Below are 25,351 nucleotides of genomic sequence, written 5' to 3'. Positions count from 1 at the left end.
TCAGGAGGCCTTTTTTTAGATTAAATATTCTTATGCTTGACTATCACGTAATCTTTTAACTTCATCATGTGAAGTTCTCAATGAAGCCTTTTGATCTGAAATCAGCGTTCTAATATGTGCTGGAAGATCTTCTACCTCTAATGCCATTTTATAAGCATTTTGAGCAGCATCTTCTCCGCCTTCGCAATTATTTAATACTGTTTTTCTATCATGGCCTGTAAATAATGCTTTAACATCCATCCATGCTCTATAGATTTTTCCGGAATTAGTGGTACCTGTATCGATGTCTTCTCCTAAGGCAGATATCTCAGTCCCTAGAGCCATTTTATATTTCTGACTTTCTGAAATCATATCTAGAAATAACGATTTTAAATCTGCATCCTCATCTTTTAATTCTGTACGGGCTTTTTCATAACCAGCAATACGATCATTATTGATTTGAACTAAATCGTTTAATACTTCTGTTGTTATTGTTGCAGTGTTCATGTTTATAAGTTTTGATGTACTATCTGAACATGTTATACCTGGAATAGTTTATAATTATTTTCAAATTTTAATTCCTGCGAGTGTTATATTAATATAATTAACCCTTCTGAAGCAAATATTTGGTGTTATAGAAAGCTTTTATAGGCTGAAATAATCTATCTGATTAATGTAAAAAGAAATTGGCAGCTTAAATTTTATTTTAAGAGTTTAGATTTTGCTTTATGGTAATCTAATTTTTGATGTTTCCCAATTGCATATGTTATGCCTCCGTTTAAATGCATCAAGAATTTTTGATCGCTCCAACATTCTTTGGTATGTCCCATGGCCGTATAAAAAGCCCTGCCACCATCAAATGAATGATACCAGCTAAATGGATGAAAGTTGCCATTTTTTCCACCCTTGTAGGATGTTTCATCAATCGTGATCAACACTTTTAGATCAGGATTGATATCCTTGAAATTATAAAGTTCATCCTTGTGCATCCATATCGAATCTGTTAAAAACTTGGTCGAAGGATGATTTTTATCTTTAATAATGAATCTTGCTTCCTGTATTTCAGGGTGACTGATGAAATAGGCACCCACCAGTTTTCCGTACCAGGGCCAGTTATATTCGGTATCCGTAGCAGCGTGAATACCCACAAAACCACCACCAGCCTGAATATAGCGTTGAAAGGCTGATTGCTGTGCGTTATTTAACACATCGCCAGTTGTGCTTAGAAAAACAACAGCTGCGTATTTTTTTAAATTATCTTCGGTAAATAGTGCCGCATTTTCTGTGGTATCAACCTCGTAATGATGCAATTGACCAAGCTGAATAATGGCTCTTTTACCTTCTTCAATAGAAGCATGGCGATAACCGGTAGTTTTAGAAAAGACTAAAACTCTAGAATTAATTTTAGCAAATAAATTACTGTGACAGATGATCAGGGCAATCATCAGTACGAATATTTTTTTCATTTTAAAAAAATTTGGTTAGCTTATTATCAGTTCGATTACGATCGAATCCTAAATCTAAGAAAGTTCTTTGATAATCTCTTTACATCTTTCTTCAACTTGTTTACAAACTGGTGCAAATAAAGTATCGTCCCAATACGGATCTATCAATTCATCATCATCTAAAAAAAGTTTGACTTTCTGTAGCGCTTCTTTAGTTTTTGCTAAATTCTTTACATCTAATAAATTTTTTCTATCCATTACCAAAATCCAATCGTATTGCGAAAACATAGCAGGTGAAAATTGCTGTGCTATTTGCAAACTAATGTCATAACCACAACTTTGAGCTGCGGCTATGCTTCTACGATCGGGTGCCTGACCGATGTGCCAGTTTCCTGTTCCGGCTGATGCAATTTCCCAATCTAAGTTTTGTTCTTTTGTCAGATGACGCATGATGCCCTCAGCCAAAGGCGAACGACAAATATTACCCAGGCAGACCATTAAAATTTTCAATTTTACTTAGATTTATAAGTATACAAAAAGGTATAAGTTGTTCCGTTTTGTTGAGTGGTGGTAGTTTGTGTTAATTTTTTACCGTCGAAGGATAGCGGAGCGGAAGGAGAAGCAGACAAAACGATCTTATTGCCATCTTTTTTCCAGGTCTTTACACTGGCATCAGCCATCATATCGCAAAGCGCTCCATTAGCCCCAGCCACATAAGTACTATCTGCAGCAAAAGAGAGTGATAAATTGGCTACGCAATTTTCTGGTCCTGATAGCGCTATATAATTGGTGTCAGTCTTACCGCCTAGAGTCATTGCAGGTGTAACTGTTACCGACTCGATTACCCATTTTTTTGAAATAAGTGTTTTATAGGTATCCTTTGTGCAGGCAACTGCAGTGCAAATTAAAAGCACAAATAGTAATTTTCTCATATGATTAGATTTGTATAAGGTAAACGAAAATAACAATGAATTTGCTACATAAAGAAAAATCCCCCAATTTTTGGAGGATTTAAAGTTGAAATAAATTATCCGTAAATATCGTTGAGCATCTTAGCCAAACGAACACCACCTTTTAACAATTGCTGATTAAGGGTTTCTGACCAATCGAAATTATAACGGTAGCTTAATTTAGAATCAGGTTTTGTACCCTCATAAATCTTGCTGCAAATGGTATAGGCATCGTAAACACAATCTTTTAGACTGGTATTTTGCCAGTTATAGAGCTGAATAGCTGAAGGATGATTAATTGCTTTTGCAAATTCGGTATAACTCAGCTGCTGGTATTCGATTAATTGCTCGTCCCATACCCGGTGCAGGTTAGATTTTTCATTGAACCACATCACCGAAACCCTGTTACCACCTAAATCTTCCTTATGCGCCACATGCATCGGCTGACACAAATCGCCTGCCATGTGTACCAACATCCTTAGGGCTATTTTTTTTTCAGAGGCAGTACTATTTGCATTTTTTAAAACAGCTGTTAGGTCGATGATTTTATTGTAAAGATTTGGTGCCTTTTCAGTTTCTAAAATATTATAAACGCCTTGTTTATCCAATCCACCTGGAAGATTCACAAAATGCCAGTTGTACATATAATTATAAGTAGAATCCGATTTAATGAAATCACCCCAGTTGGCAGACATCGCCAATGATTCTGTACCTAAAATAGCCTGAATAGCTTTACGGGTTTTACCCTTTAAATAGCCATCTGCAATTTCGCCAACTATGCGATGGCCAATCATACCCCAGGCATTGGCCTGAAGTGGCATATAAGCGAGCAAACCGATGGCCGCTACAATAGCTAGCTTCTTATTAATAAATTTAAATATCATTTTATAATTCTTTTTGGACACAGTTTATTTTTTCTTTGAGCACTAATTTGATTTCACTTTGATCATTTAAGCTTTCCAGTATTAAGGTATCACTCGAATGTTTTTTAATCAGAAAATTTTTATCATATCGGCCGATGCGATAACAGCCAGATATTTTTTGTTTATAGTTGGCATGTGTAAAGGTAGCACCTACAATTAAGGTATCACCCCGAACCGCATAAACGCCTTTTGCATACTCTTTCCATACACCATTGTGGTAACAGGAATCTTCGTAAAAATTGACTTTGCTATGCGTTACCAAATCTATATAAATGGAATCGCAGGTAACCTTAAAACGATGTTGGGTGTAGTTACTTAGTTTATGGCTAAAGGCAACTGAATCTTCATTCCAAACTCCTTGCATAAATGCTTCACCTTTACCCTGGATGTTTGGTAACCTGGAACACGAGGAGTATAACAAACCAGCAACGACGAAAACCATGCTCAGACGCTTCAGTCCAACTTTATATTTTGGCATTGTTATTTATCAAAATTAATTAAATGTGATCGGTAAAGTTATGAGTTAAGACTTTTTATTAAGCATCTTATTGGTATTTAATAAGCTGTTAATCAGTATAAAAAGCCCAATACCGAAACAAATCCCAGCAATGAGCCCTATGATCCCTGCAATAGAATAGTAGGTATTTACTTCTGCAGCCGGCAGGTAATTTACCCTGGCCAAGTAAGGCATTAAAAAGCTATAGAAGCCTGTTAACAGCAAGCTAATTCCCGAGCCTACAAAAAGTAAGATCGCATCAGCACTTATCCTTTTAAACAAATAATAACAGCAGGCAATGAAAACCAGAAATGGAGAAATGATATTGATCAAGATAAATATAAATCCACTTATTGAACTATCCATATTTTTATTGCTTAAGCTTTCTATCTAAAACAGGCCTAAAAGCTTTTGAAATCTTCCAGGCCTGAATATGCTATTTTAAACTTCCAACCATATCTTCCGGACGAACCCACTCATCGAATTGTTCGTTGGTTAACAGGCCTAACTCTACAGCCGCAGCTTTTAGTGTTTTGTTTTCTTTGTGTGCCTTTTTAGCAATTTTCGCCGCATTCTCATAACCTACATGCGGATTTAAAGCAGTTACCAGCATCAGTGAGTTTTGCAAATGTTTCTCAATCTCTGGTAAGTTTGCGGTAATTCCTTCTGCACATTTATCCGTGAAAGAAACGCAGGCATCGCCAATTAAACGAGCGGATTGTAATACGTTAGCTGCAATTAAAGGTTTGAAAACATTTAATTCAAAATGGCCAGACATCCCGCCTACAGAAACGGCTACATCATTGCCAATTACCTGTGCACAAACCATGGTTAAAGCCTCTGGTTGTGTTGGGTTTACTTTTCCAGGCATGATGGAAGAACCTGGTTCATTATCTGGAATTACAATTTCTCCAATACCGCAACGTGGGCCAGAACTTAACATACGAACATCATTTGCAACCTTCATCAATGCTACTGCCGTACGTTTTAAAGCGCCTGAAAGTTCAACCATCGCATCATGAGCTGCTAAAGCTTCGAATTTATTTGGTGCGGTAACAAAAGGTAAGCCTGTTAATTCAGCAATTTTTTGAGCAACTAAAACATCATATCCCTTTGGTGTATTTAAACCTGTACCAACCGCAGTACCACCTAAAGCCAGCTCAGCAACCATTACCAAAGCATTTTTAATTGCCCTGATGCTGTTATCAATTTGTTGTACATAACCAGAAAATTCTTGCCCCAAGGTTAACGGGGTTGCATCCATAAAGTGGGTACGGCCTGTTTTAACAATTGAATTAAATTCTTCTACTTTTTTAGCCAGGGCATTTCTTAAATGCTCCAAACCTGGAATGGTATTTTCTACCGTCAATTTATACGCTGCAATGTGCATTGCAGTTGGGTAAGTATCGTTAGATGATTGTGACTTATTCACATCATCATTCGGGTGAAGTACTTTTTTATCATCAGCCAATGCGCCACCATTTATCACGTGTGCACGGTTAGCGATCACTTCGTTTCCGTTCATGTTACTTTGCGTACCAGAACCTGTTTGCCAGATTACCAATGGAAACTGATCATCTAAATCACCAGCAATAATTTCATCACAGGCTTTAGCAATTAATGTTGCTTTTTCTGCAGTGAGCACACCCAACTCGGTATTAGCCAAAGCAGCAGCTTTTTTCAAATAGCCAAAAGCATGAATAATTTCTTTAGGCATCGAACCTTCTGGTCCGATTTTGAAGTTATTGCGTGAGCGTTCGGTTTGTGCACCCCAGTATTTGTCGGCTGGCACCTGCACCTCGCCCATGGTATCGTGTTCTATTCTGAAACTCATTATATTTTTGATTTTGTTGTCGCAAATTTAAGTTTTTTGCCTATAACGTAAGGTATTATCTTTGATATTTCCTGGGGAATAATAATATAGATTTTTCACGGGATGATTGCGTCGATTTGATGATAATAAAGACCTTTTAAAAATTGATAAGGGATTCTTGGGTTAGGCTCGAGCCGACTCGCTATACGTTTCTGCTGTTGTCTAAAGGAGCCTGTCGAAACACAACAATAAAAATACTTTCCTCTACGATCAGATTTGGAAAAAATGTTATTTCATTTTTACATTGTTCTGCTAAGCAAGTGCCAATTAGCTCCATTTCCGTCCTTTACGAACAAAGAGAAAGCCCTTGAAATAGCGTAAAGGATTGTTCTTATGAAATAGATTGCTTCATTGACTGAAAAGCCGCCTCGCAAGGACGAATAAAGAGAAACATCATGCGTAACCAAAGGTTTGCCATTTAAAATCATTCCTATAAACAGATTAACTTACCAGCTAAAAAAGCTACTTACCATAATACGGCGTCTTTGCGAACAGAAGGAATGCCTTATTAAAGGAGTAAAGCTATCTTTTAATAACCGCACCTTACGCGCGAAAAAGCGTAAAGCAATGACGAAAAATGGATGAACTTAAGGTTTAAAAATTCCTACTTTCCACATCTGCCCTTTATCATTGGTAACCTCATCCACCGCCAGAAACTGATACTGCTCATTTAAGCGTTTCCATAAAACAGCATGTTCTGCATAATAGAAAATAGAAACAATCACATAACCGCCAGGCTTAAGGTTTTCGGTAATGCCGGAAGCCAGTTTATCAAAAGGTTTTTTAAAATAATAAAGACATTCATTAAAAATGATCACATCAAAGCGTTCAATAAGCTTACTATAATCATAATCCATTTGCTCGAACCTGCGCTCTGGAAAACTCACTTTAGCTTGCGTAATGGCGGTATCAGAAATATCTATCCCTAAATATACATCCGCATCGCGGAGTTCCGGTTTCAGGTAATGGTATAATACGCCCTGCCCGCAGCCCACATCCAACACACTTCCTTTAACATACTGGGTATAGAACTTCGAAATGCTTTTATAGTGCAGGGCTTCCTGATCAGAATAGAGATAATCCCATTTGCCACCCTTAAACTGTGCTTCCCAGATGTTTTTACCTACCGGACTCCCGAAACCATACCGGTATAAAAACTTCCGCAGAAATCTTTGTTTAAAATAATTAAAAGTCTTTTCAACGAGCAGCATGATGCATGAATTTAGATAGGGTATAACAACATATTAGGTGATGTGCAATAGATTAAAAATCGCGGTATAAATTTCTGAAGGTACTTCTGATCCCAACGGTAATTAAACCTGTATTCTGTGTAGTCACCGCTGAAGATTCTCTTCTGATGATGCCGCCAACTTCTGCACGCAAATTGTATTTTGGATTAATCAGGTAAGAAACTTTAGCTTCCGTAAAGAAAAGATTGGTTTTAATCCCTTGTCCGGTATGTACACCATAATCCTGCACACGGGTATCATAGCTCAAAAAGATATTCTTACCATAATTTAAGCCTTCCGGATCTTCACCATAATTGGCATAAATCATCTGGCCCTGAAAATCAAATCGTTTATAGCTGTAGTTCAGTAAACCTAAAAACTCCCTAAAATTTGCACCAAAAGGATGGGCTAAGGGCTGGTTCATGGCCGCGTAATTGGAAACACGGTCAAAATGAGAATAGGTATAAGGTTTGGCGGTGTTAAATTCAGCCAGGTAATTTAAGCGGGGAACCTTAAATAGGTCCGAACCTCTGAAACCGACCTGAATGGCATGTTTGTTGGCCCAGTAACCCGTATTGGCGAAAACTTCTTTGGCTGTAAACTCATCAAACATAAATTGACCATAAAGCGTTGTTTTCTCCAAAATTTCATATTTCAGGTTGATTCCCAAACGCATTTTATCTGGTGAGGTGGTATTGGCACTCTCTACAGAACGCAGGAAGATAAAGGGATGCACATAATTAAAGTCAAATCCCCGTTTGCCTTCTTTCTCGGCATCAGCCCAGGTAACCGCCTGAAAAAAGCCGGCAGAGAAACGTTTGGTAATATTCCAGTCTATGTAATGTGCGGCCATCCACTTACCCCGATCACCTAATCTTCTGTCTTCGGTAAAGCGCTCTGCACCCGGATCCAGCATATAGGCAAATATGGTTTGATATTGAACATTCCCCAATGAAGTTCTTAATCTTAAAAAAGAATAATTGGCGGCCACATCAGATAGCAACATGGAACGGTAACCATCGCCAATAAAATTCTTGTCGTAACCTAAAGCAATATTTAAATGTTTATTAGGCGTAAAGGACAGTAAAGCCGTAGCATAAGACCAGTCTTTGGTTTTTCCGTCCAGTTTACCTGTCATCTCACTGGGTACTACTTGATTGGTATTGATGAAGTCGGTTACATAATTGGCGAAAACACCCTGGTTCTCATAAGCACTGGCATAAAAGGAGAATTGTTTGCCAATATCACCACCAACCTGAAAACCCCGGGTATTTAACCAAGTGGTTTTGCTTTCCTTAAATTCTTTTCCGATCTGGAAATCAGGTAAAAAATCAAGGTAAACATGATAGTCGTCACCGTTGAAATTAACCAGATGCTCTTCGGTCAGCTTTCGCCTTACCCAGCTTCTTTTATTTAAACTGTCAGTACCTAATTTCATCAAAGATTGATACTGACCAACCAAAAGGCTGTCATCGCCATAAAAGCCCCTGATGGAACTGTGAAAACTGGAATTGATGTCATATACAGAAGTGTTCAACTTCTGATAGAACTGGTACGAGTATGGGATATTTTGATTGGGCGTTTGTGCAAAAGTACCCTTATTAAAAACAATGGTAAAAAGCAGGACAAACAATAAAATTAAGCGTGGAGTATTAGTTTTTTTCATTCGTATGATCAAGTTCTTCGTAAATGGAATTATTGCTTTTGTATTCCTGCACCAGTTGCTTCATCATCACCACCACCTGGCGGTTATCATTTGATCGGGCACAGTTAATCAGTTTATAAATATGTTGTTCTACATCATTAAAGATATATTCCCTTACCTTCCCAATCATAATTTTATGGTGATGCGTAGGCATGGTATTTTCATTGTCATTCAATAACTCTTCGAACAGTTTTTCTCCCGGGCGCAAGCCGCTGTATTGGATTTTAATATCTTGATTGGGAATTAAGCCTGCTAATCGGATCATTTTCTTGGCCAGCTCAACAATTTTAACCGATTTGCCCATATCAAAGATATAAATTTCACCTCCTACACCCATATTTCCAGCTTCAAGCACCAGGCGGCACGCTTCGGGAATGGTCATGAAATAACGGGTAATTTCTGGATGCGTAACGGTAACTGGTCCACCTTTTTCAATTTGTTGTTTAAACCGGGGAATAACAGAACCATTGGAGCCAAGCACATTGCCAAATCTGGTGGTGATGAATTTGGTAATCGGTTTTACATTCAGCTCATTGATATAACTTAATCCGTTGCTGAAAATGTGATTTTGATTAATCAATGTATTATTTAAAGACTGCACATAAATTTCAGCAATCCTTTTCGATGCGCCCATGATATTGGTCGGATTAACGGCCTTATCTGTAGAGATCATCACAAATTTGCGGACGCCATATTTTACAGAAAGATCTGCCAAAAGCTTGGTGCCCATTACATTGGTTTTAATGGCCTCGCAAGGGTTATCTTCCATTAAGGGCACATGTTTATAAGCTGCTGCGTGATAAACAAAATGGGGTTTGTAGGTTTCAAACAAATATTCCATGCGCTTTACGTCACGTACATCACCCACTGCGGCGTGATAATTCGCATTTTGGCTGGATTCTTCCAGCTCCAGGTACAATTCGTGTAAGGCCGTTTCCGACTGATCATTTAGAATAATCAGGCTGGGTTCAAATTTGAGCAATTGACGCACAATTTCGCTGCCAATAGAACCAGCTGCCCCGGTAATCATAATCCGCTTATTTCTGATCTGGTTGCGGATGCCTTCTACATCAATTTCGATCGTTTTCCGGTTCAGTAAGTCCTCAATATTCAGGTTCTGAATCTGAGACGACTGCAGTTTACCATCTATCCATACATTGGACGGTGGAATATTCAATACCACTACATCGTAGGCCAGGCAGGCATCTACAATTTCATTTTTTACTTCGATGGGAATGCTGAAAGAGGCAAAAATGAGTTCATCTATCTCGCGGTTCGAAATCAGCAATTTCAAATCCTTCGCATCCAGAATCCGAACGCCATCGATGGTTTTCCCCACCTTTCTCAGGTCGTCATCTACAAAAGCGACAATATTTTTATTGATGCGGTTATCGTGATCAAATGTTCTTTTCGTAGCGACACCCGCTTCGCCGGCACCATAAATGACTACCCTCATCTTATCCAGATTCAGGTTTTTAACATAAGTGAAAAAATATTTAATCAGTACCCTGTAAGTAATCAGAATTACAAAACTGACTAAACCATACACCACCACGATGATGTTGGAAATCAGCATTTTATTCAGGAAGGCCAGGATGGATACATTCAGGACGAATAAACTGGCACTACTAATAACAACGGCAAATAAAATTCGTAAAGTGTCTTGAGCACTGGTATACCGGATGATCCCACTGTATGATTTAACGGCCAGAAAAACAACAATATTAATGGCTATGGTTACTAAAGCACTCCGGCTAAAGAAGATCACATCTAGATCGGTGATATCGAAATTATACCTAATAAAATAGGCTACTCCAAGGGAGATCAGGCAAATCATCAGGTCAATGATGAATATGAGCCAGCGGGGTACTATATTAACTTTGCTAAACACCAGTCTTTTCTAACTATTTTCTACGGGGGTGCGATCAATCAATTGCCTTTTGCCTTGAATCATCAATCGGCACACTACAATAAACGTACCTGTTATCACTAAAACAAGCGCAAGATAAGATATTTTGTTTACAGACCAGTAAATTACCCAGATGTTCACCAGCAATTGTGCCATTACATAAGCCAGGGCAACCCCTAAATGGGGAATTTTTTTCTCATTGGCCAGGAATTGATAAAAATGGGTTCGGTGGGCTTCAAAAACATTTTCCCTTCTGATGATTCGGAACATCATGGTGGTGACCACATCCAAACCATAAATCAGCATCAGTAAAATGTAGCTGAAGTTTTGGGTGACCAAAATCAGCTGGAGCATAAAAAAGAGAATGATAAAAGCAATACTCACACTGCCGACGTCACCTGCAAAGCACCTGGCTACCTTACGAAAATTAAAATAATTAAACACCACTACCGCAATGATGGCCACCAGAAGCAGCCTGTCATCAATAAAGAAAATGATATTGAAGTTTACATAATAAAAGGTAAGCAGGGTAAGTAAAGCGTAACCTCCGGTCATTCCGTTAATGCCGTCCATAAAATTGACAGCATTAATACTTCCGATGACAAAAAACAAGGCCAGCATAATAACATACCAGGGGAAATAGAAAAGCTGTAACTGGTAAAACATGAACGCTACGGCAAGCAGGTGGATACTGAAGCGCAACCTGGCTTTCTGCGGTTTGAGGTCATCAAAAAAACTAATGGTACTGATCAATACTAAACCCAATATGAACCATCCATATTCAAATCCGGAAAATACAAATTCCAGAAGCAAAGCCAATGGAAAAATGATTCCCCCACCCCTGATGGTATGAATGGAATGAGAACTTCGGGCATTTGGGCGGTCAATAATGTTATTTTGATCTGCAATACGCAGGTAAACCAGCATCACACCAAACAGTACAACCGTAAATAAAATCAGCGTAAAATCAATCATATTTTAAAATGGTCAAGAACAGATTTGGGTTGCCAATTGGTGATCGTTCTTGCCTTTTGATCTGTAAAAGTTAAAGTATTCGTCATTTTATCCAGCTTCCGGCTATTGACAGGAAATTTTGGGCCTAAAAAATTACCGATGTAAGCAATGGCCTTAATTAAACCATAAGGTATGGCCCTGGGCTTTCTTTTACCAAGCTGTTTGGCAATCAGGCTTGATATTTCACTAAATCCTGGATGATAACCATCGGTTAAATGGAAGGTGCCGCCCACCTGGTAAATTTTTTCAATAAAAACAGCCACGTCCTCAATCAGTACCATGCTCTTTTTTACATTAGCCACTTTGATGTCAAAGTAATAACCTTTGCTAATGCCTTTAATCATGGCCTGTAAATTACCCGGAGGATTTTCTCCTGCTAGTAAAGGCAGCCGCAAGATGGTACAAACAACCTGATTTTTTTTACACCACGCTTCCACTAATAATTCAGCTGCTATTTTACTTTTCCCATAGGGATCAGTAGCTTCCAAAGGATGATTTTCATCAATTAAGACCCCATGTTCCAGGCCATATACGGCAATGGAACTGATGAATACAAAATATTTGGGCAAACGAACTCCACGACTTAAGGCCTGAAGCAATCGACGGGTGCCACCCACATTCACGTTTTCAAAAGCTGCGCCTTCTTCAGTTGTTCTGGGCACCGAATGTGCCTTACCTGCCGCATGAATAACCAGGTCTGCAACGGGAAGTGCTGGAAGTTCTTGTTCAAGATCAGCAATCAGCTCACCCTGAGTTCTGCCTAGCCTGATGATCGTTTCAGCAGAAAAATGATGGTGAATAGCCCTGCCCAGAAATCCGTTGGCACCTGTTAATATGATGGTCATTTAGCAAATTGAATTAGTCTTTTAACGATTCGCTTTGGCATCAGCAAAATAGGGGCTTTAAGGTTATTGATTTTCCAGGCCCGTAAAATTTCCAGGTTACCCTGAATAATATTTTTAATGCTGGCATTGGTGGCCCCACCCAGGCGCATTTTAACTAAAATGGTGTTGATGTATAAACTTTTATAATCGTAAAGCTTAAAAAGCCGCAACATAAATTCATAATCAGCTGCCAAACGCATGTTTACATTAAACAAGCCCACCCGGTTATAAACAGCCTTCTTAATAAAAAGCGAAGGATGAGGCGGTACATGACCATCTTCAAAAAATGCAGGGTAATAGCTTTCAGATGTCCATTTCCGGACCACCTTGTTCAGATCATGATGTTTGACATAAACCAGATCTCCATAAATCATGCTTAATGCCGGATCTTTGGCAAAAAAATGCATCACCTCACCCAGAACATTACGGTGTGCATAAACATCATCTGAATTCAAAATTCCAATCACCTCACCACTACATAAAGCGATGCCCTTATTCATGGCATCATAAATGCCCCGATCAGCTTCCGAAACGACATGGCTGATGGAATCCCCATAACTGCGAATAATATCCAAGGTTCCATCTGTTGATTTCCCATCAATAATGATATATTCAATATCTTGGTAATACTGCCCCAAAACACAGTCTATAGCTGCTTTAATGGTATGATGGTTATTGTATACTACGGTGATGATTGAAATCTTCATTGTCCTAATTTGTGGTATACCTGTACGGTTTCCTGATAACATTTTTCCCAGGAAAATTTACTCGCTTGTTGCTGCCCCTTTGCTTTAAGCAGCGCTTCATTCCCGCGAACACCAAGAATAGCTTGTTTAAAAGCTTCAAGGTTGAGCTCATCTACCAAAATCCCGGCATTTCCCGCAACTTCTGGAATAGAAGATTTGCTTAAAGCTACAAAAGGAGTTCCAGTTTTCATCACTTCAAGCAAAGGAATACCAAAACCCTCATATAAAGAAGGATAAATTAATGCATATGCTTCATTATATACCTGATTCAATTGAACATTGTCTATGTTGGTCAACATTTTCCACCGGCCAGGAACTTTTTGATTCAGTAAACTGATTTCTGCAGCCGTCAATCCAGCACCAACGATGCAAAAATCAAAATCAGGGAGTTCAGCTAAAAGCGTTACAGCAAAAGTAAAGTTTTTATAATAGGCTCTTGAACCGATAAAAAGCAGGTAGGGCCTTGCATTGTCATTTGGCACCACATCCATGGGATAAAAATCTGCTGAAACACCATTATAAATAACGGCTATATTTTCTTCCTTTAAATAGGGATGAAAATGGAGCAAATCGCTTTTGGTATGTTCAGACACTACAATGATTTTTTCAGCAGTACGGATGGCTTTATTCTTCTGATGGAGATGCAGGTATCGGCGTAAGCCACTGTAAAACTTTTCGTGTACAAAATCATGAATTGTAATCACCTGGCGGGCATTGGGATTTCGGGTAGTACGGTTATAGCTGGAATGAAAAATAAAAGGGTTTTTCTCCGCTGATAAGGGCAATACCTTAAAACGATCAAATAAAATATGCCTGCCATCCCTAAGCATCAGGTTCTGTTGAGGGATATTTAAACTTGCACGTGAAATATTTTGATGGGGCAGTTCAGTAAAGGAAACATCATGCTGATCCCTTAATAACCTGTAGATCAGCGCTGTCCAGTAGGTAGAAATCCCCCCGGCCCGCTGTAAACTATAAATGATATTATCGAAATGTATTTTCATAGGGCACTACCAGCTTTAACATGTGCCATCACCTTTTTCCTCAGGAGATATAAAGTGTAAAAGTACACCACATTTTTACCGAATCCTATTTTGAAAATTTTATGCTTCCACATGGCTAAAAACAAGGCTGGAAAGCTTTTCTGATAATCGTGAAGAAAGGCATGAATCATTTTTACCTGATCCTCCTGCAGTTCATTGCGGTAGCGGTTAAAAAAAGAATGCACCAGGTTATAGTTATTTACCAGCGGCTTCAGCATATAATCAGTATCCTTAAAATACCGGTTAAAACGACTCATAAAGGTCATTTTGTCTACATTTCCACTAACATTTTTTTGGTGTTGACGGTATAGAATAAGGTCTTCATCGATTAATATATTCTGGCCAAAAGCAGCAATCACCAAGGCCACATAATAGTCGTGATTAACAGATTCGGTTGGAATGTGCTTGATTTTCTGCACTGCTGCCCGATTTAAAATCATCGTACAGCCCCAGGCATAGTTCTCATTGATCAATACCTGTAAACGGAGTTGGGGAGGCAAGGGTAAGTGCGCCGCTATCCGACGATCTTCCTCATCAATAAAGCTCAGGTTAGAATAACAAAGCAATGGAAAATCAGTACCATGAATGGATTCATTTGTTAATAAGCCGGCTAAAGACCGTTCCAGCTTATGATCCAGCCAGATATCATCCTGGTCTGCAAATAAGATATATCCTTTATTGTTTTCATAAGCCCAGTCAAAAAGCGCCGAAAAATTACGGCAGGCTGTACCATGTGCCAAACCATATTGGATGCATTGAATGCGCTCATCCTTTTCGCAATAGGCTTTAATGATATTTAGCGTGTCATCAGTAGATTGATCATCACGGATAATCAGTTCCCAATGGGGATAAGTCTGATTCAAAATACTATCCAGCTGTTTTTCCAGGTATGCTGCCCCATTATAGGTAGCCATCAGGATCGTTAGTGTAGTTTCCTTCTTCATCTTATTTAATGGCCAAACGGTTTACAATAAAGAAGAAGGCCACAAAAAACATGTGAAAGAAATTGGTAAAGGAACACATGAAAATACAAAAGATAAACAGTGACCATTCTACAATGTAATATTCACCGTTTTTAGCAATGTAATTCTTAAAAGAGTTCATGGATAAGAATCCATAAAGAAAATTCAATGCGACTACGCCAAACCACCTGAAATCAAGGAACGGATCGACGATATAAGTACCTATTTTAGTATAAGAACTGTACAATGGTGGATAAATGGCATTTTTATCAATGGGCAACACCGTAATAAGGGGTCTGGCCGAATAGGCACCATAACTCACATAATCATCCCGTAAGGCGGTGCTGACAATTTCATTACCCGAAGAAAAATTAACTGCCCCATACAAGGAAAGATAGGTTTCAATGATATTGGTTGGCTTGGTGATGTCGCCGTAATCTTTTAAAAATTCATTAACAGACATTTCTTTATCCTCATCTGCTGAGCTTCCCCGCAACTGGCCCAACACAATAAACAAGACGATACAAGCCGCACCAATAGAAAAGAGTTTTAACAGCGGAATCGTTTTATAATAGCTATAGGCAATTAACATGGAAAAGAAAAACAGTACAATAATCTGCCGGCTGAAAAAGTTAAGGATGATAAAAACACAAACGAAACTCAGTGCTAAAAACTGCCAGAAATGAATGGTCTTTTTCTTATATAGAATATAGAACATGGCAGGCAATACCGAATTGAGTACGATGAAGTTATGCAGGGGTGTAACGTCATTTTCATTAATATCCTGGTAAACAGCAGCATTCCCTAAATTCAACACAGGTAAATAACCCAGCTGGCCAACTTCCATGATAAATACCCCAATACCCGCAACAAAAACCAGTAATAAAAAAGCAAGGCTTATCCTCGAACTTAAAGGAGGAATATAGTTTTTGAAACTGAAGGCAAATGTTTTCATCGAAACCAAACCGCCGATGATAAAGAAGGCCACACTAAAAACCATCATTAGAACAAACTGCCATTCGTAGCCCATTTGCCTGTCTGAAAGAATCAGAAAGGAAAACCCGGCGATATACACGAAAATGCTGTAAATGGTAAAGGGGTTAATCATTTGTCCGAAGCGGATGATGGAGAATACCGATAATCCTTCTGCGATCAATAGGAATGCACCAAAAGGAATGAGTTCTTCAAGTGTACAGCCCCAGGAAGCATACCTCACCAACAGGTACACATCTACAAACAGCAGTGCACCAATGATCAGGATCAATATGTAAGGTTTAATGCCCATTTATTTGATTGTTTTATAGATCCTGATACTCAATTTTAAAATTCCTTGTTTTAACAATGGCCATCCCTGAACAGGATTTTTTGCAAAACTACTGAAAATATAACGGAGCCCCTTAGAAACACCAAGTGATCTGACTTCATGAAGGGCCAGTAAATCCAGATTGAGTTGCTTAAGTGCTGCCATTTCTTTGGGATGATGCAAAGCAGAAAGGGCCTGATCCATATAGGTTCGAACCACTACTTCGCCTAAAAACATGTTCCTTTTATTGTTCATGGCACTATTGCCATGCACCCTGATCAATGCTACAGAACGATGATCACCATCGAAAATAAAATGCGGATGAAGCATCGCAACCTTAAACCACAACATCCAGTCTTCGTTGTTTTTCAAATGCTGATCAAAATGCCCTGCTGCTACAATCAGTTCCTTTTTCACCAAAGGGCTGTTTATGGTTAATACATTATTGGTGATTAACCTTTTAAAAAGATTGAAATCATGTAAGGTTTCGGTAGCCAAAAAGCCATCAGGATATTTCTGAACTTCTTTCCGACCCATAGCCTCTTCCATAAAAAACACCGATTTAGAAAAGACCAGACCTGCATCAAGCTGCTGCGCTATGCCCACCTGAACACTCAATTTATCCTCACTCAATAAATCATCCGCATCTAAAAACTGGAGGTAAGCTCCTTTTGCGAGACCAATCCCAATATTTTTGGCCGCTGATGTGCCGCCATTATCCACCGGATGAAAAATGATGCTGTACTGTGGATGTGCTGTAATAAACTGCTCCACCACTTCGGCAGTATCGTCACTGGAGCCATCGTCTACTACGATGCATTCCCAGTGAGCATAGCGTTGTTTGACTACACTTTCCAGCGTTTCTAAAATCAGATGCCCATAATTGAAAGTGGGTATAATGATACTCACTAAAGGTTTGATCATAAGGCTTCCTGTATTTTTTCTTGAATTACCTGCCAACGATTTTCCCATTGATGGTGGCGGATTACATGATGATAATTCCGTTCAATCAGGTCATGATAATCTTCATAACGGGCTAAAATATCAATGATCTGGTCTCCTGCACGATCCATTTCAATTTCTACAATCGGAGAATAGCCAAATAATTCTTCCATATCGGATGGCAAAACCCCTACAATCAAACACTTAGCCGCCATGGCCTGGAGATACCTTAAAGTCATGGAGGAGATGTATTCTGCACGATTTGGATGGGTGATATTAGACGGTACACAGATCACAATTTTAGCAGCCGCCAATGCCGCTGAAAAACTCGGCTTATCAGGAAAAAGCAATTTCATCTCTGGCTTTCGGTAAACATGATGCTTCCCTTTTAACGCCAATGGCCCAACAATCTGATCGTGATAGGCATCATACATTCTGCCAAATTCAAGCACATCAATATCTTTGTCACTAAAAGCATTGAAATGATAATCCTGAACAGATAACGCTTCAGGAAGCCAGAGTGCCTTACACCTCACTTTAGGGTATTTTTGATTGAAATTTTCGAGCACCTGTTTAGACGAAAAGAATACATACCGCACGTTGAAAAAATCCAGAAGGGGAAAAATCCAGCGGTGAAACCTTGGCCATACATCATACATGTAAACGAAATTCAACTTGGTAGTAAAAGCATATGGTATCAGTAACCTGAAATCACCACTGATCATCGAAACGAAATTAACAGCAGCCTGATCACCAAATTTTAAGCGTATTTTAAATAAAGAGGGGTATAACGTGAGTTTTCTAACCAGGAAAGATTTAAACCGGGAATGTTTAACCATGATTCGCGCTGTATCAAAGTTGGAGGGTGCCTGCTCTATTGTACGGTATAATTCATCAATACAATCAAGAAAGTATTCCTCATCATTGGATTGCAACAAGCGAAGTTTTATTCCCATAGAGTACAAATGTGCAAATTTTTATAAAACTTTAGTCTACGTTAATATGATACCCGAAGGTGTTGATGTGTTTTTGCCAGAAACTTAAATTATACTTCCACCAGGCATGACAGCCAAAGGGCAATTCATGGTGATTCATTTCAAATAACACTTCTGGGTTAACTTCAAAGCTGAATTTCATGGCTTCATTAATTTCCGGTAATTTAAAATCAGGGAAATTATGAGGAATAACTTCTGACCAGAAAAGATCTTCATTAATGATGGGCTGAAAAGGATAACCGGAATAAATATAAACCATCTGGTGTTTAATGTAACGGTATACATTAATGTAAAATGGCCGGTTGGCATCATCAAAAGTGCGGGTAAACTTCAGTTTCCTGAACCGGCGCACCACTTCATAACATTTCTTCACATTCCGAAGGCAAAAACCTCCATTACCTAAACTCACCAGGGGACTATCAGGTTTGGCAAAATCATGTCCTTCAAACAATGGTGCCCCGATATTATCATATCCCTTTTTACACCATTCCATCAGTTCATCTCTAAATACAAAGGCATCCAGTTGATGGATCAGCATAAAATCATAGGCTAAAAAGCTGGCATATAAACCATCGTATTTCATTAAACGGTTATATGCCGGAATATCGGCAAAAAAATGATCCTCAAAAGTTTTGTATCGGGCCTGGTGGCTAAGAACATAATCATGATTCTGAATAAAGCCTTCCAACCTTTTAGGTATGATAAAATAAATGTCGTGATGACCCAGCATCCGGAAACACTGATCCATAGAAATCTGTTCAAATAAACGAATCTGATCTGTATACACCGGAATAACCACACAAGCTTTCATAACTAAATTTTTTGCAGGAATTTTAAAGGTCCAAAGCCTGCCAATACTTCCAGTACATTTTTATTTTTCCATACCCATACCTGCATGGCAAGATAAACCAGGCCAGAGAGCAAAACGGTAATGATAACCACCACGATGGGCACACCACTGATTTTTAAAACCAGCATTTTGATGAGAAAAAAAGATGCGGAAGTAACCAAGGCCTGTAAAGTTTCTAAAATTGGAAATTTTACGCGGAACAGCTTAAAAGAGAAAAAGAATAAGAGCAGGGTTACACTAAATTCAGTAGCCAGTGAACTAATGGCTGCACCGTTTTGCTTGTAGATTGGAATCAGTAAGAAATTTAAACCCAAACTGACAAAAACACCAAATAAGGAGGCATATAGAATCTTCCGTTCCTGATGCAGGGGCAGCAAAATCTGATGGGCAAAAACCTGTGCCATGCCCACAAATACCACAATGAAACACAAGATTTGCAAGGAGCTGACTGCGGGTAAATACTTCTCACCGGCAAATAAGCGGATAATTTCTGCTGATAAACAATAAGTACCCATGGCAATGGGGATACTTAAAAACACCACGAAGTTGATGGATTTATGCAAGAGCAACCTGGCTGTTATCCAGTTTTCCTCTTTGAAAGCTACAGTAAGCCTGGGCAACAATACAGCCGATAAAACACCGATAACCGCTAAAGAAATTTTACTAATGCGCATAGAGGCTGAATAATAACCTACATACACATCACTCGTTAAAAAGCCAAGAATAATGGTGTCAAAAACCAGGTAGATGGTGGTAATGATGCTATTGGAGAAAATAATAAAAAGAGGTTTCAGGTGATGTTTGAGCTTGAGGTCTTTAAAAGAAATCTTAACCAGCTTACTTACCGAATACATATTGGTTGCCGCCGCAAGTACTGTAGCAACCAAGTTTAAGGCATAATAAGTATTCCGATCAGCAACCGAATGCACTAAAGCAAATAGCAATACAATGGTAAACAAACGGATTACTACGGTTCGGATAGCAATGTATTTAAATTTTTCTATCCCCTGGAAAAACCATTCTGCAATGAAAACATTCCCCAATAAAATGGCCATTCCAATTTGATAAAGCTCAAAATTGGCAAACAGTTTATTGCTGGATAAGCTGATCCCCAGTAAAATCAAAATAGAAATCAGCGAGGTAACCAAATGAATAAAAATAAGTTCAGAATACACTTTTCCAAGTGCAATGGAATCATTTTTTACTTTCGCAATTTCCCTTACCCCATATAATGGAATACCGAGTGCAGAGAAAATTAGAAAATAGGTAATAAAGTTATCGGCAAAGTTTACAGCACCCATGCCTTCAGGCCCCAATATACGGGACGCATAAGGGAAGGTAACCAGCGGAAATAAAATTTGAGAAACGGATAAGAGTGTATTAAAGACAATATTTTTCTTTAAGCCCGACATGCATTATTTAATCATCAATAAAAATCCCCGTCTCACCAATAACAGTACCGACATTAAAAATCCTGCCAGAAAAAAACCGGTAACCATACCCTGGGTTTTTGTGGTAGCCAGTCTGGTTAAGGGTAAAACCGGTGCATCTATCATTTGAATCAATGGCATTTCTTTGCGTTGCGATACTTTCGACATCTCCAGGTTTTTCACCAGTTCCGTCAGAATTGCCGTATTGGCTTGTGCATCCACCTGTCTCCGCTGAGAAGGCACTTTCAAGATCTGCCTGGCCGGGTTAGGATTGGGATTGGCATCTGTTAAGGAAGCCATACCAGCCAGCGCACCATTTAATTCACGCTTAACAGAATCTGTTTGATGCTGAAGAATGGCAACGTTCTGCAATGATTTTTTAGTTTTTGTCTGCACATAAAATTCATTTACATTTTTGACAATCTCATCATCAAATGCCTTCGAAAATAACTCATCTTTAGAAGTAACCTGAACCTTTAAAATACTCAGTTTTTTATCTGGTTTGGTTACCACCAAATTATTCTTACCAATTTCTTTCACCACTTCACCAAGAATACTATCCTGAGCCCGGTTTAACTTTTCATCTTTATTAACCTTAAAATTGATGTTTTTCAAAATAGGATGTTCAGCCCATTTTGCCTTCAGGTTATTAAATTCAAGATAACGATCGATTAACAACTGCTTTTTCCCGTTAAAATCCGCTTCAGTTAAAAGCGACTTTTGAATCATATTTCTTGATTTGTATAATTCAATTAAGTTATCACCCTGAAATACCCCACCATTGCCAGAGGAACCGATCTCGATACCAACCATTGAGGCCAGTCCGGCCATCTGCCCCAGGCTTCCACCTCCATTGGCATCTTCCAGTGCAAAAGTACTGGCTGCTACATATTTGGGCTTTTTATAAGTGGCATAGAGGTACCCCAATACAACGCCGCATAAGCAACCGATCAGGATGATGAACCATTTTGACCGGAGATAAGATAACCACTCATTCGTTTTGATGGCTAACTCCTTCAGTGTAACTTCTTTATGATTGGTTTCAGACATGGCTTAACGTAATAAACTGACAATAATGGCAGCCAGTGAGGCTATACCTGTTGATATTCCAATGAATGTGGCAGCGTTAAGCTTTTCACGTTCTGCTCTTTTAGGTACAAAGATTTCGGAGCCTGGCTTTACCTGTGGGAAATTATTGAAGAATAGAAATTTCCGGTTGGCCGCAACTGATCCGTTTGAGTACACAATAAATGCGCCTTTTTTATAGGCATTATAGCTAAAGCCTCCGGAACCACTAATATAGCCTGTAAAACTTTTACCTTTGGTGTAAACAATGCTGTTTGGTTTCAAAACTTCACCCGTTACACGAACGGTTTGAAGTTCTTTAGGTACCCTGATTACATCGCCATTTTCTACAATTAAGTCATTTCTTGATAACGGCTTATTCATGATTTTTTTAAGGTCGATTCCTACCAGATCACTTCTTAATATTTCAAGGTCTTTATCCAGGCTGGTGGTATCTCTGGCACCCGATTGCTTTAAGCGCTGTAGATTTAATAGCTTCTCCCTTTCCTCTCTTCTCGTTTCCAAACTATCCATGCGCAAATCTCCTTTACCATTACGCCTTAAGGATGCACCTTCCACATAAGCCAGAGGACTTAATCCTCCCGCTCTTTTAATAATGTCCGAAATCCTTTCATCTTTTTTGGTGATGGTATAAATACCTGGATATAACACTTCACCTTCAATTTTAATCTGACGTTGAGTATGATAACTTTCCGAACTTCTGATGGAAACAATATCAAATGGTTTCAGGGTAAAATCCTGGTCCTGTAGTTTTAAATCAGGATCTACTTTAACGGTAAATACTTCTGCCGTTTGCGCGGATACCGAAGTAGCATCGCTATTTTTGATCCTTCTGGAGATCTCAATTCTGTTCGGCGTGGCACTTTCTCTAAAACCGCCAGCCATTTGAATTAAAGATTCGAGATTCATACCGTCTGCGTAGGTAAATGTTCCAGGCTGTCTTACCTCACCCTGTATCGTCACCCTGAATTCTTCACGCAGTTCAAATATTGATTTGATACTCACCTTATCTTCTCGCTGCAATTTAATATCAGGATCTGTACCTGCTAAAATTTTACCCAAATCAAAAGATACCAATGCTAAACTGTTATCTGCATTTAATCTGGAGATATATCCTCTATTCAGGAATGCATCTTCCTTAATACCATCTGCTTTTTGAATCAGGCTTTTGAGCGTGAGCTGATCATCCAGTTCGTATTGTCCAGGTCGAAAAACAGCGCCTTCAATCTCAACCCGGTTGGCAAAGCGGTCAAGAATTTTTTCCACGATAAACTTATCTCCGTTTTTAGGCTGATAAATTTTAAAGTCAGATTCTGGAACATCTATAATCTTGCGCTCCCTGTTGGTATTTTGGAGCACTTTAATTTGAGCTGAATAGGCATCATTAGAAAAACCACCTGCAAAACGTAAGGCATCAGCCAGGGTTTCAGTGTCTTTAATTTCAAAATAAGCCGGGCGTTTTACTTTGCCGGATAAGGCGATACGTTTTTGATAAACCGGGATATTGATCACATCCTGATCCTGTAAACGGATATTACCTTTTTGAATGCCGTTTAACAGGAAGTCGTAAATATCGACAGCATAGATTATTTTATTATTTCGGATAACCTGAATATTCCGGTAAGTTCCGTTTTTATTAGGGCCACCAGCACTACTTAATATATTAAATAAGGAAGATAAGGAAGATACCGTGTACGAACCAGGCTTAACGGCTTCACCCACTACGGTAATGGTGATGCTTTTGATATTTCCAAGTGTGATGGATACAGAAGTTCTGCCTGATTTGATGGCGGGATAAGTGCTCGAAAGGGAGGACTTTATTTTGGAAGTAGCCTGTTCAATGTTTAAACCTGCAACAGAGATAAGCCCAACGTATTGAACTTTTATAGTTCCATCCGGACTCACTTTTGATTTATAACTGACTTCATTATCACCAGTAATATCAATCAATAATTCATCATCAGGCCCTACCACATAACTCTTTGGGGTAGCCATTCTTAAATTAGGTTCAAACGTTTGTGTACCTGAGCCAAAAAGCTCTTCACCAAATATTTTAAGGTTATTAAGCTCGTCGGCATTGGCTATAGCCTGCGCAGATAAAGCAGAATTAATTTTTTTAAGAGAATCAATCTTACTTTGTGCACTGTTTACCCTTGACCGTTCAACATCAACAAAAGGCTTAGCCACAGCCTGACCTGTGGTGGTATTCGTATTGGTCGTCCCTGTTCCGTCCTGCTTTCTGATTTTATCCACTCTTAAACGAAGCTTCTCAATTTCTGTTTGTGGCATGCCTTGTGCCAATGCAAGCTGCTCCAACTGGGAATCATTATATCCAATAGATTCTGCCCGTTGCATCAACTCCCTGATTTTAGCATCACTCAGTTCATCAACCTTTACATCGGCATAATTGGTTTGAGCATATAAGGATGGGGAAAAGAGAAAGGCAATAAAAATTAAAGTTGCCTTAAGTAAATTTTTAAACTTCATGTGTAGGTTGTTTATGCAAATCTGTACGAATGTTTTTTTTTAATCATTCAGATACAAGTTTCCATCATATTGATATGCAATGTTACCCCAAAAATACAAAATTATTTCATTGCACAGGAAAAGCACGTCAACATTAACACTTGTTGATGCAATTGCGAAACCGATAGCGTTTAGGAGTTAGTTTATTTAAGTGGTTTGTGTCATCGCCTGGCCAAACAATTCCTTGTTTTTAAACGCATAATGGCCTAATAAATCATAAAGTTTTCCACTTTGAACAGCATCTGTTAAAGTATTTAAATGTTTATCATGGTGCAGGTCTGTTCCGGCAAGGTCATACATGTTTTCTTTTAACAGATATTCGGCCAGTTGCTTCACTTCTTTACCATAATACCCCACAATGGACAATAGATTAAGTTGAAGCAAACATCCTTTATCTCTGAAGCGATTTAAACGCGTTTTATCTTTGAAATAGAAGGTATAGCGTTCCGGATGGGCTAAAATAGGGCGGTATCCTTTAATTTCCACATCGAAAACCCGCTGACTGATATTCGGACTTTCATTCAGATAGGACATTTCAATTAAAAGAAACTTTTGTTGAATAGGACACATTTCTGCTTCCAGATCAAAATCCTGATCAATCATGTATTCCGCTCCGGAGTCTAATTTCAATGAAACATTTGCCTGATCCATTGCCAGTTGTAAAGCAAATCGAGCCTGATCTATGCTGAGTTTGGTATTCGGATACAATTCCTTAAAAATATGGGGGGTCGCAATCAATTGATCGAAACCAAGATCCTCTAAAGCTTTCACAAATCTCAGTGAAGTGGCCACATCAGGTGAACCATCATCAATTCCTGGAAGAATGTGCGAATGCATGTCTATTCCCAGCCAGGAAATATCAGTAATTTTATTTTTTTTGTTAAAAAAGTTAAACATATGATCAGAATACTGAAATTGTTGTTAAAATTATAATTTGAGAAGTGATATACCCCCTATATTTAAGCTTAGTCGCCCTAATCTTTAAAATCTTTTGTAGAAAGATTGATTAAGTTTTTAATTCTCCGAATAAAAATACATAAAAAGAACTTAATTCTATAAAT

General features: G+C 38.7%; 24 protein-coding genes. All 24 read right to left on the bottom strand.

Features of this window, described 5'->3' with window-relative positions; translation table 11 throughout:
* Window positions 1–30 precede the first annotated feature (30 nt).
* Window positions 31–486 carry a ferritin-like domain-containing protein gene (locus EV200_RS10100; protein WP_132531915.1) on the bottom strand — a complete coding sequence of 152 codons (456 nt, stop codon included), beginning with the start codon at window positions 484–486 and terminating at the stop codon, window positions 31–33.
* A 194-nt stretch (window positions 487–680) separates the two neighbouring features.
* Window positions 681–1,445 carry a ThuA domain-containing protein gene (locus tag EV200_RS10095; RefSeq protein ID WP_132531912.1) on the bottom strand — a complete coding sequence of 255 codons (765 nt, stop codon included), beginning with the start codon at window positions 1,443–1,445 and terminating at the stop codon, window positions 681–683.
* A 54-nt stretch (window positions 1,446–1,499) separates the two neighbouring features.
* Window positions 1,500–1,934 (bottom strand): low molecular weight protein-tyrosine-phosphatase, encoded by a 435-nt coding sequence (locus EV200_RS10090; protein WP_132531909.1) that lies wholly within the window; start codon window positions 1,932–1,934, stop codon window positions 1,500–1,502.
* Between the two features lie 2 nt (window positions 1,935–1,936).
* The gene (locus EV200_RS10085) at window positions 1,937–2,356 is read right to left on the bottom strand and encodes a hypothetical protein (protein WP_132531906.1); all 420 of its coding nucleotides are present in this window, start codon (window positions 2,354–2,356) and stop codon (window positions 1,937–1,939) included.
* 95 nt (window positions 2,357–2,451) lie between these two features.
* The gene (locus tag EV200_RS10080) at window positions 2,452–3,258 is read right to left on the bottom strand and encodes a S1/P1 nuclease (RefSeq protein WP_132531903.1); all 807 of its coding nucleotides are present in this window, start codon (window positions 3,256–3,258) and stop codon (window positions 2,452–2,454) included.
* Between the two features lies 1 nt (window position 3,259).
* Window positions 3,260–3,775: a fumarate hydratase gene (locus EV200_RS10075; protein WP_165877907.1), complete on the bottom strand. Its 516-nt coding sequence runs from the start codon at window positions 3,773–3,775 to the stop codon at window positions 3,260–3,262.
* A 45-nt stretch (window positions 3,776–3,820) separates the two neighbouring features.
* The gene (locus EV200_RS10070; RefSeq protein WP_132531900.1) at window positions 3,821–4,159 is read right to left on the bottom strand and encodes a hypothetical protein; all 339 of its coding nucleotides are present in this window, start codon (window positions 4,157–4,159) and stop codon (window positions 3,821–3,823) included.
* A 70-nt stretch (window positions 4,160–4,229) separates the two neighbouring features.
* A complete protein-coding gene (fumC, locus tag EV200_RS10065; protein ID WP_029282165.1) occupies window positions 4,230–5,627 on the bottom strand; it encodes a class II fumarate hydratase in 1,398 nt (465 codons plus the stop codon).
* 626 nt (window positions 5,628–6,253) lie between these two features.
* Complete coding sequence (locus tag EV200_RS10060; protein WP_132531897.1) at window positions 6,254–6,877, bottom strand: class I SAM-dependent methyltransferase; 624 nt, start codon at window positions 6,875–6,877, stop codon at window positions 6,254–6,256.
* A gap of 52 nt (window positions 6,878–6,929) precedes the next feature.
* On the bottom strand, window positions 6,930–8,561 hold the full coding sequence (locus EV200_RS10055; protein ID WP_132531894.1) for a gliding motility protein RemB: 1,632 nt from the start codon (window positions 8,559–8,561) through the stop codon (window positions 6,930–6,932).
* Entirely contained in the window at window positions 8,548–10,491 is a 1,944-nt protein-coding gene (locus tag EV200_RS10050) for a polysaccharide biosynthesis protein (protein WP_132531891.1), read from the bottom strand. Before EV200_RS10050 ends, EV200_RS10055 begins: the two co-directional genes overlap by 14 nt.
* A gap of 9 nt (window positions 10,492–10,500) precedes the next feature.
* Window positions 10,501–11,484, bottom strand: a complete 984-nt coding sequence (locus EV200_RS10045; protein WP_132531888.1) for an MraY family glycosyltransferase — start codon at window positions 11,482–11,484, stop codon at window positions 10,501–10,503.
* The gene (locus EV200_RS10040) at window positions 11,481–12,368 is read right to left on the bottom strand and encodes an NAD-dependent epimerase/dehydratase family protein (protein WP_132531885.1); all 888 of its coding nucleotides are present in this window, start codon (window positions 12,366–12,368) and stop codon (window positions 11,481–11,483) included. Before EV200_RS10040 ends, EV200_RS10045 begins: the two co-directional genes overlap by 4 nt.
* On the bottom strand, window positions 12,365–13,114 hold the full coding sequence (locus EV200_RS10035) for a glycosyltransferase family 2 protein (protein WP_132531882.1): 750 nt from the start codon (window positions 13,112–13,114) through the stop codon (window positions 12,365–12,367). Before EV200_RS10035 ends, EV200_RS10040 begins: the two co-directional genes overlap by 4 nt.
* Window positions 13,111–14,157 carry a glycosyltransferase family 4 protein gene (locus EV200_RS10030; RefSeq protein WP_132531879.1) on the bottom strand — a complete coding sequence of 349 codons (1,047 nt, stop codon included), beginning with the start codon at window positions 14,155–14,157 and terminating at the stop codon, window positions 13,111–13,113. Before EV200_RS10030 ends, EV200_RS10035 begins: the two co-directional genes overlap by 4 nt.
* Window positions 14,154–15,140 (bottom strand): glycosyltransferase family 2 protein, encoded by a 987-nt coding sequence (locus EV200_RS10025; protein ID WP_132531876.1) that lies wholly within the window; start codon window positions 15,138–15,140, stop codon window positions 14,154–14,156. The genes EV200_RS10030 and EV200_RS10025 overlap by 4 nt, the downstream gene beginning before the upstream one ends.
* A 1-nt stretch (window position 15,141) precedes the next feature.
* Window positions 15,142–16,443, bottom strand: coding sequence for an O-antigen polymerase (locus EV200_RS10020; protein WP_132531873.1), 1,302 nt, complete (start codon window positions 16,441–16,443; stop codon window positions 15,142–15,144).
* The gene (locus EV200_RS10015; protein ID WP_165877906.1) at window positions 16,444–17,385 is read right to left on the bottom strand and encodes a glycosyltransferase family 2 protein; all 942 of its coding nucleotides are present in this window, start codon (window positions 17,383–17,385) and stop codon (window positions 16,444–16,446) included. It lies immediately after the preceding gene.
* Window positions 17,382–18,359, bottom strand: coding sequence for a glycosyltransferase family protein (locus EV200_RS10010; protein WP_132531867.1), 978 nt, complete (start codon window positions 18,357–18,359; stop codon window positions 17,382–17,384). Before EV200_RS10010 ends, EV200_RS10015 begins: the two co-directional genes overlap by 4 nt.
* Window positions 18,360–18,390: 31 nt before the next feature.
* Complete coding sequence (locus EV200_RS10005) at window positions 18,391–19,209, bottom strand: DUF5672 family protein (protein WP_132531864.1); 819 nt, start codon at window positions 19,207–19,209, stop codon at window positions 18,391–18,393.
* 2 nt (window positions 19,210–19,211) lie between these two features.
* Entirely contained in the window at window positions 19,212–20,660 is a 1,449-nt protein-coding gene (locus tag EV200_RS10000; RefSeq protein WP_132531861.1) for a flippase, read from the bottom strand.
* Between the two features lie 3 nt (window positions 20,661–20,663).
* Entirely contained in the window at window positions 20,664–21,728 is a 1,065-nt protein-coding gene (locus tag EV200_RS09995) for a GumC domain-containing protein (protein WP_132531858.1), read from the bottom strand.
* A 3-nt stretch (window positions 21,729–21,731) separates the two neighbouring features.
* A complete protein-coding gene (locus EV200_RS09990) occupies window positions 21,732–24,251 on the bottom strand; it encodes an SLBB domain-containing protein (protein WP_132531855.1) in 2,520 nt (839 codons plus the stop codon).
* Window positions 24,252–24,437: 186 nt separating this feature from the next.
* Window positions 24,438–25,187, bottom strand: a complete 750-nt coding sequence (locus EV200_RS09985; protein ID WP_132531852.1) for a tyrosine-protein phosphatase — start codon at window positions 25,185–25,187, stop codon at window positions 24,438–24,440.
* Window positions 25,188–25,351: the final 164 nt, after the last annotated feature.

The sequence above is a fragment of the Pedobacter psychrotolerans genome (assembly GCF_004340665.1).
GTDB classification, from domain to species: Bacteria; Bacteroidota; Bacteroidia; order Sphingobacteriales; family Sphingobacteriaceae; genus Pedobacter; species Pedobacter psychrotolerans.
This window is presented reverse-complemented; position numbering and strand designations above follow the sequence as displayed.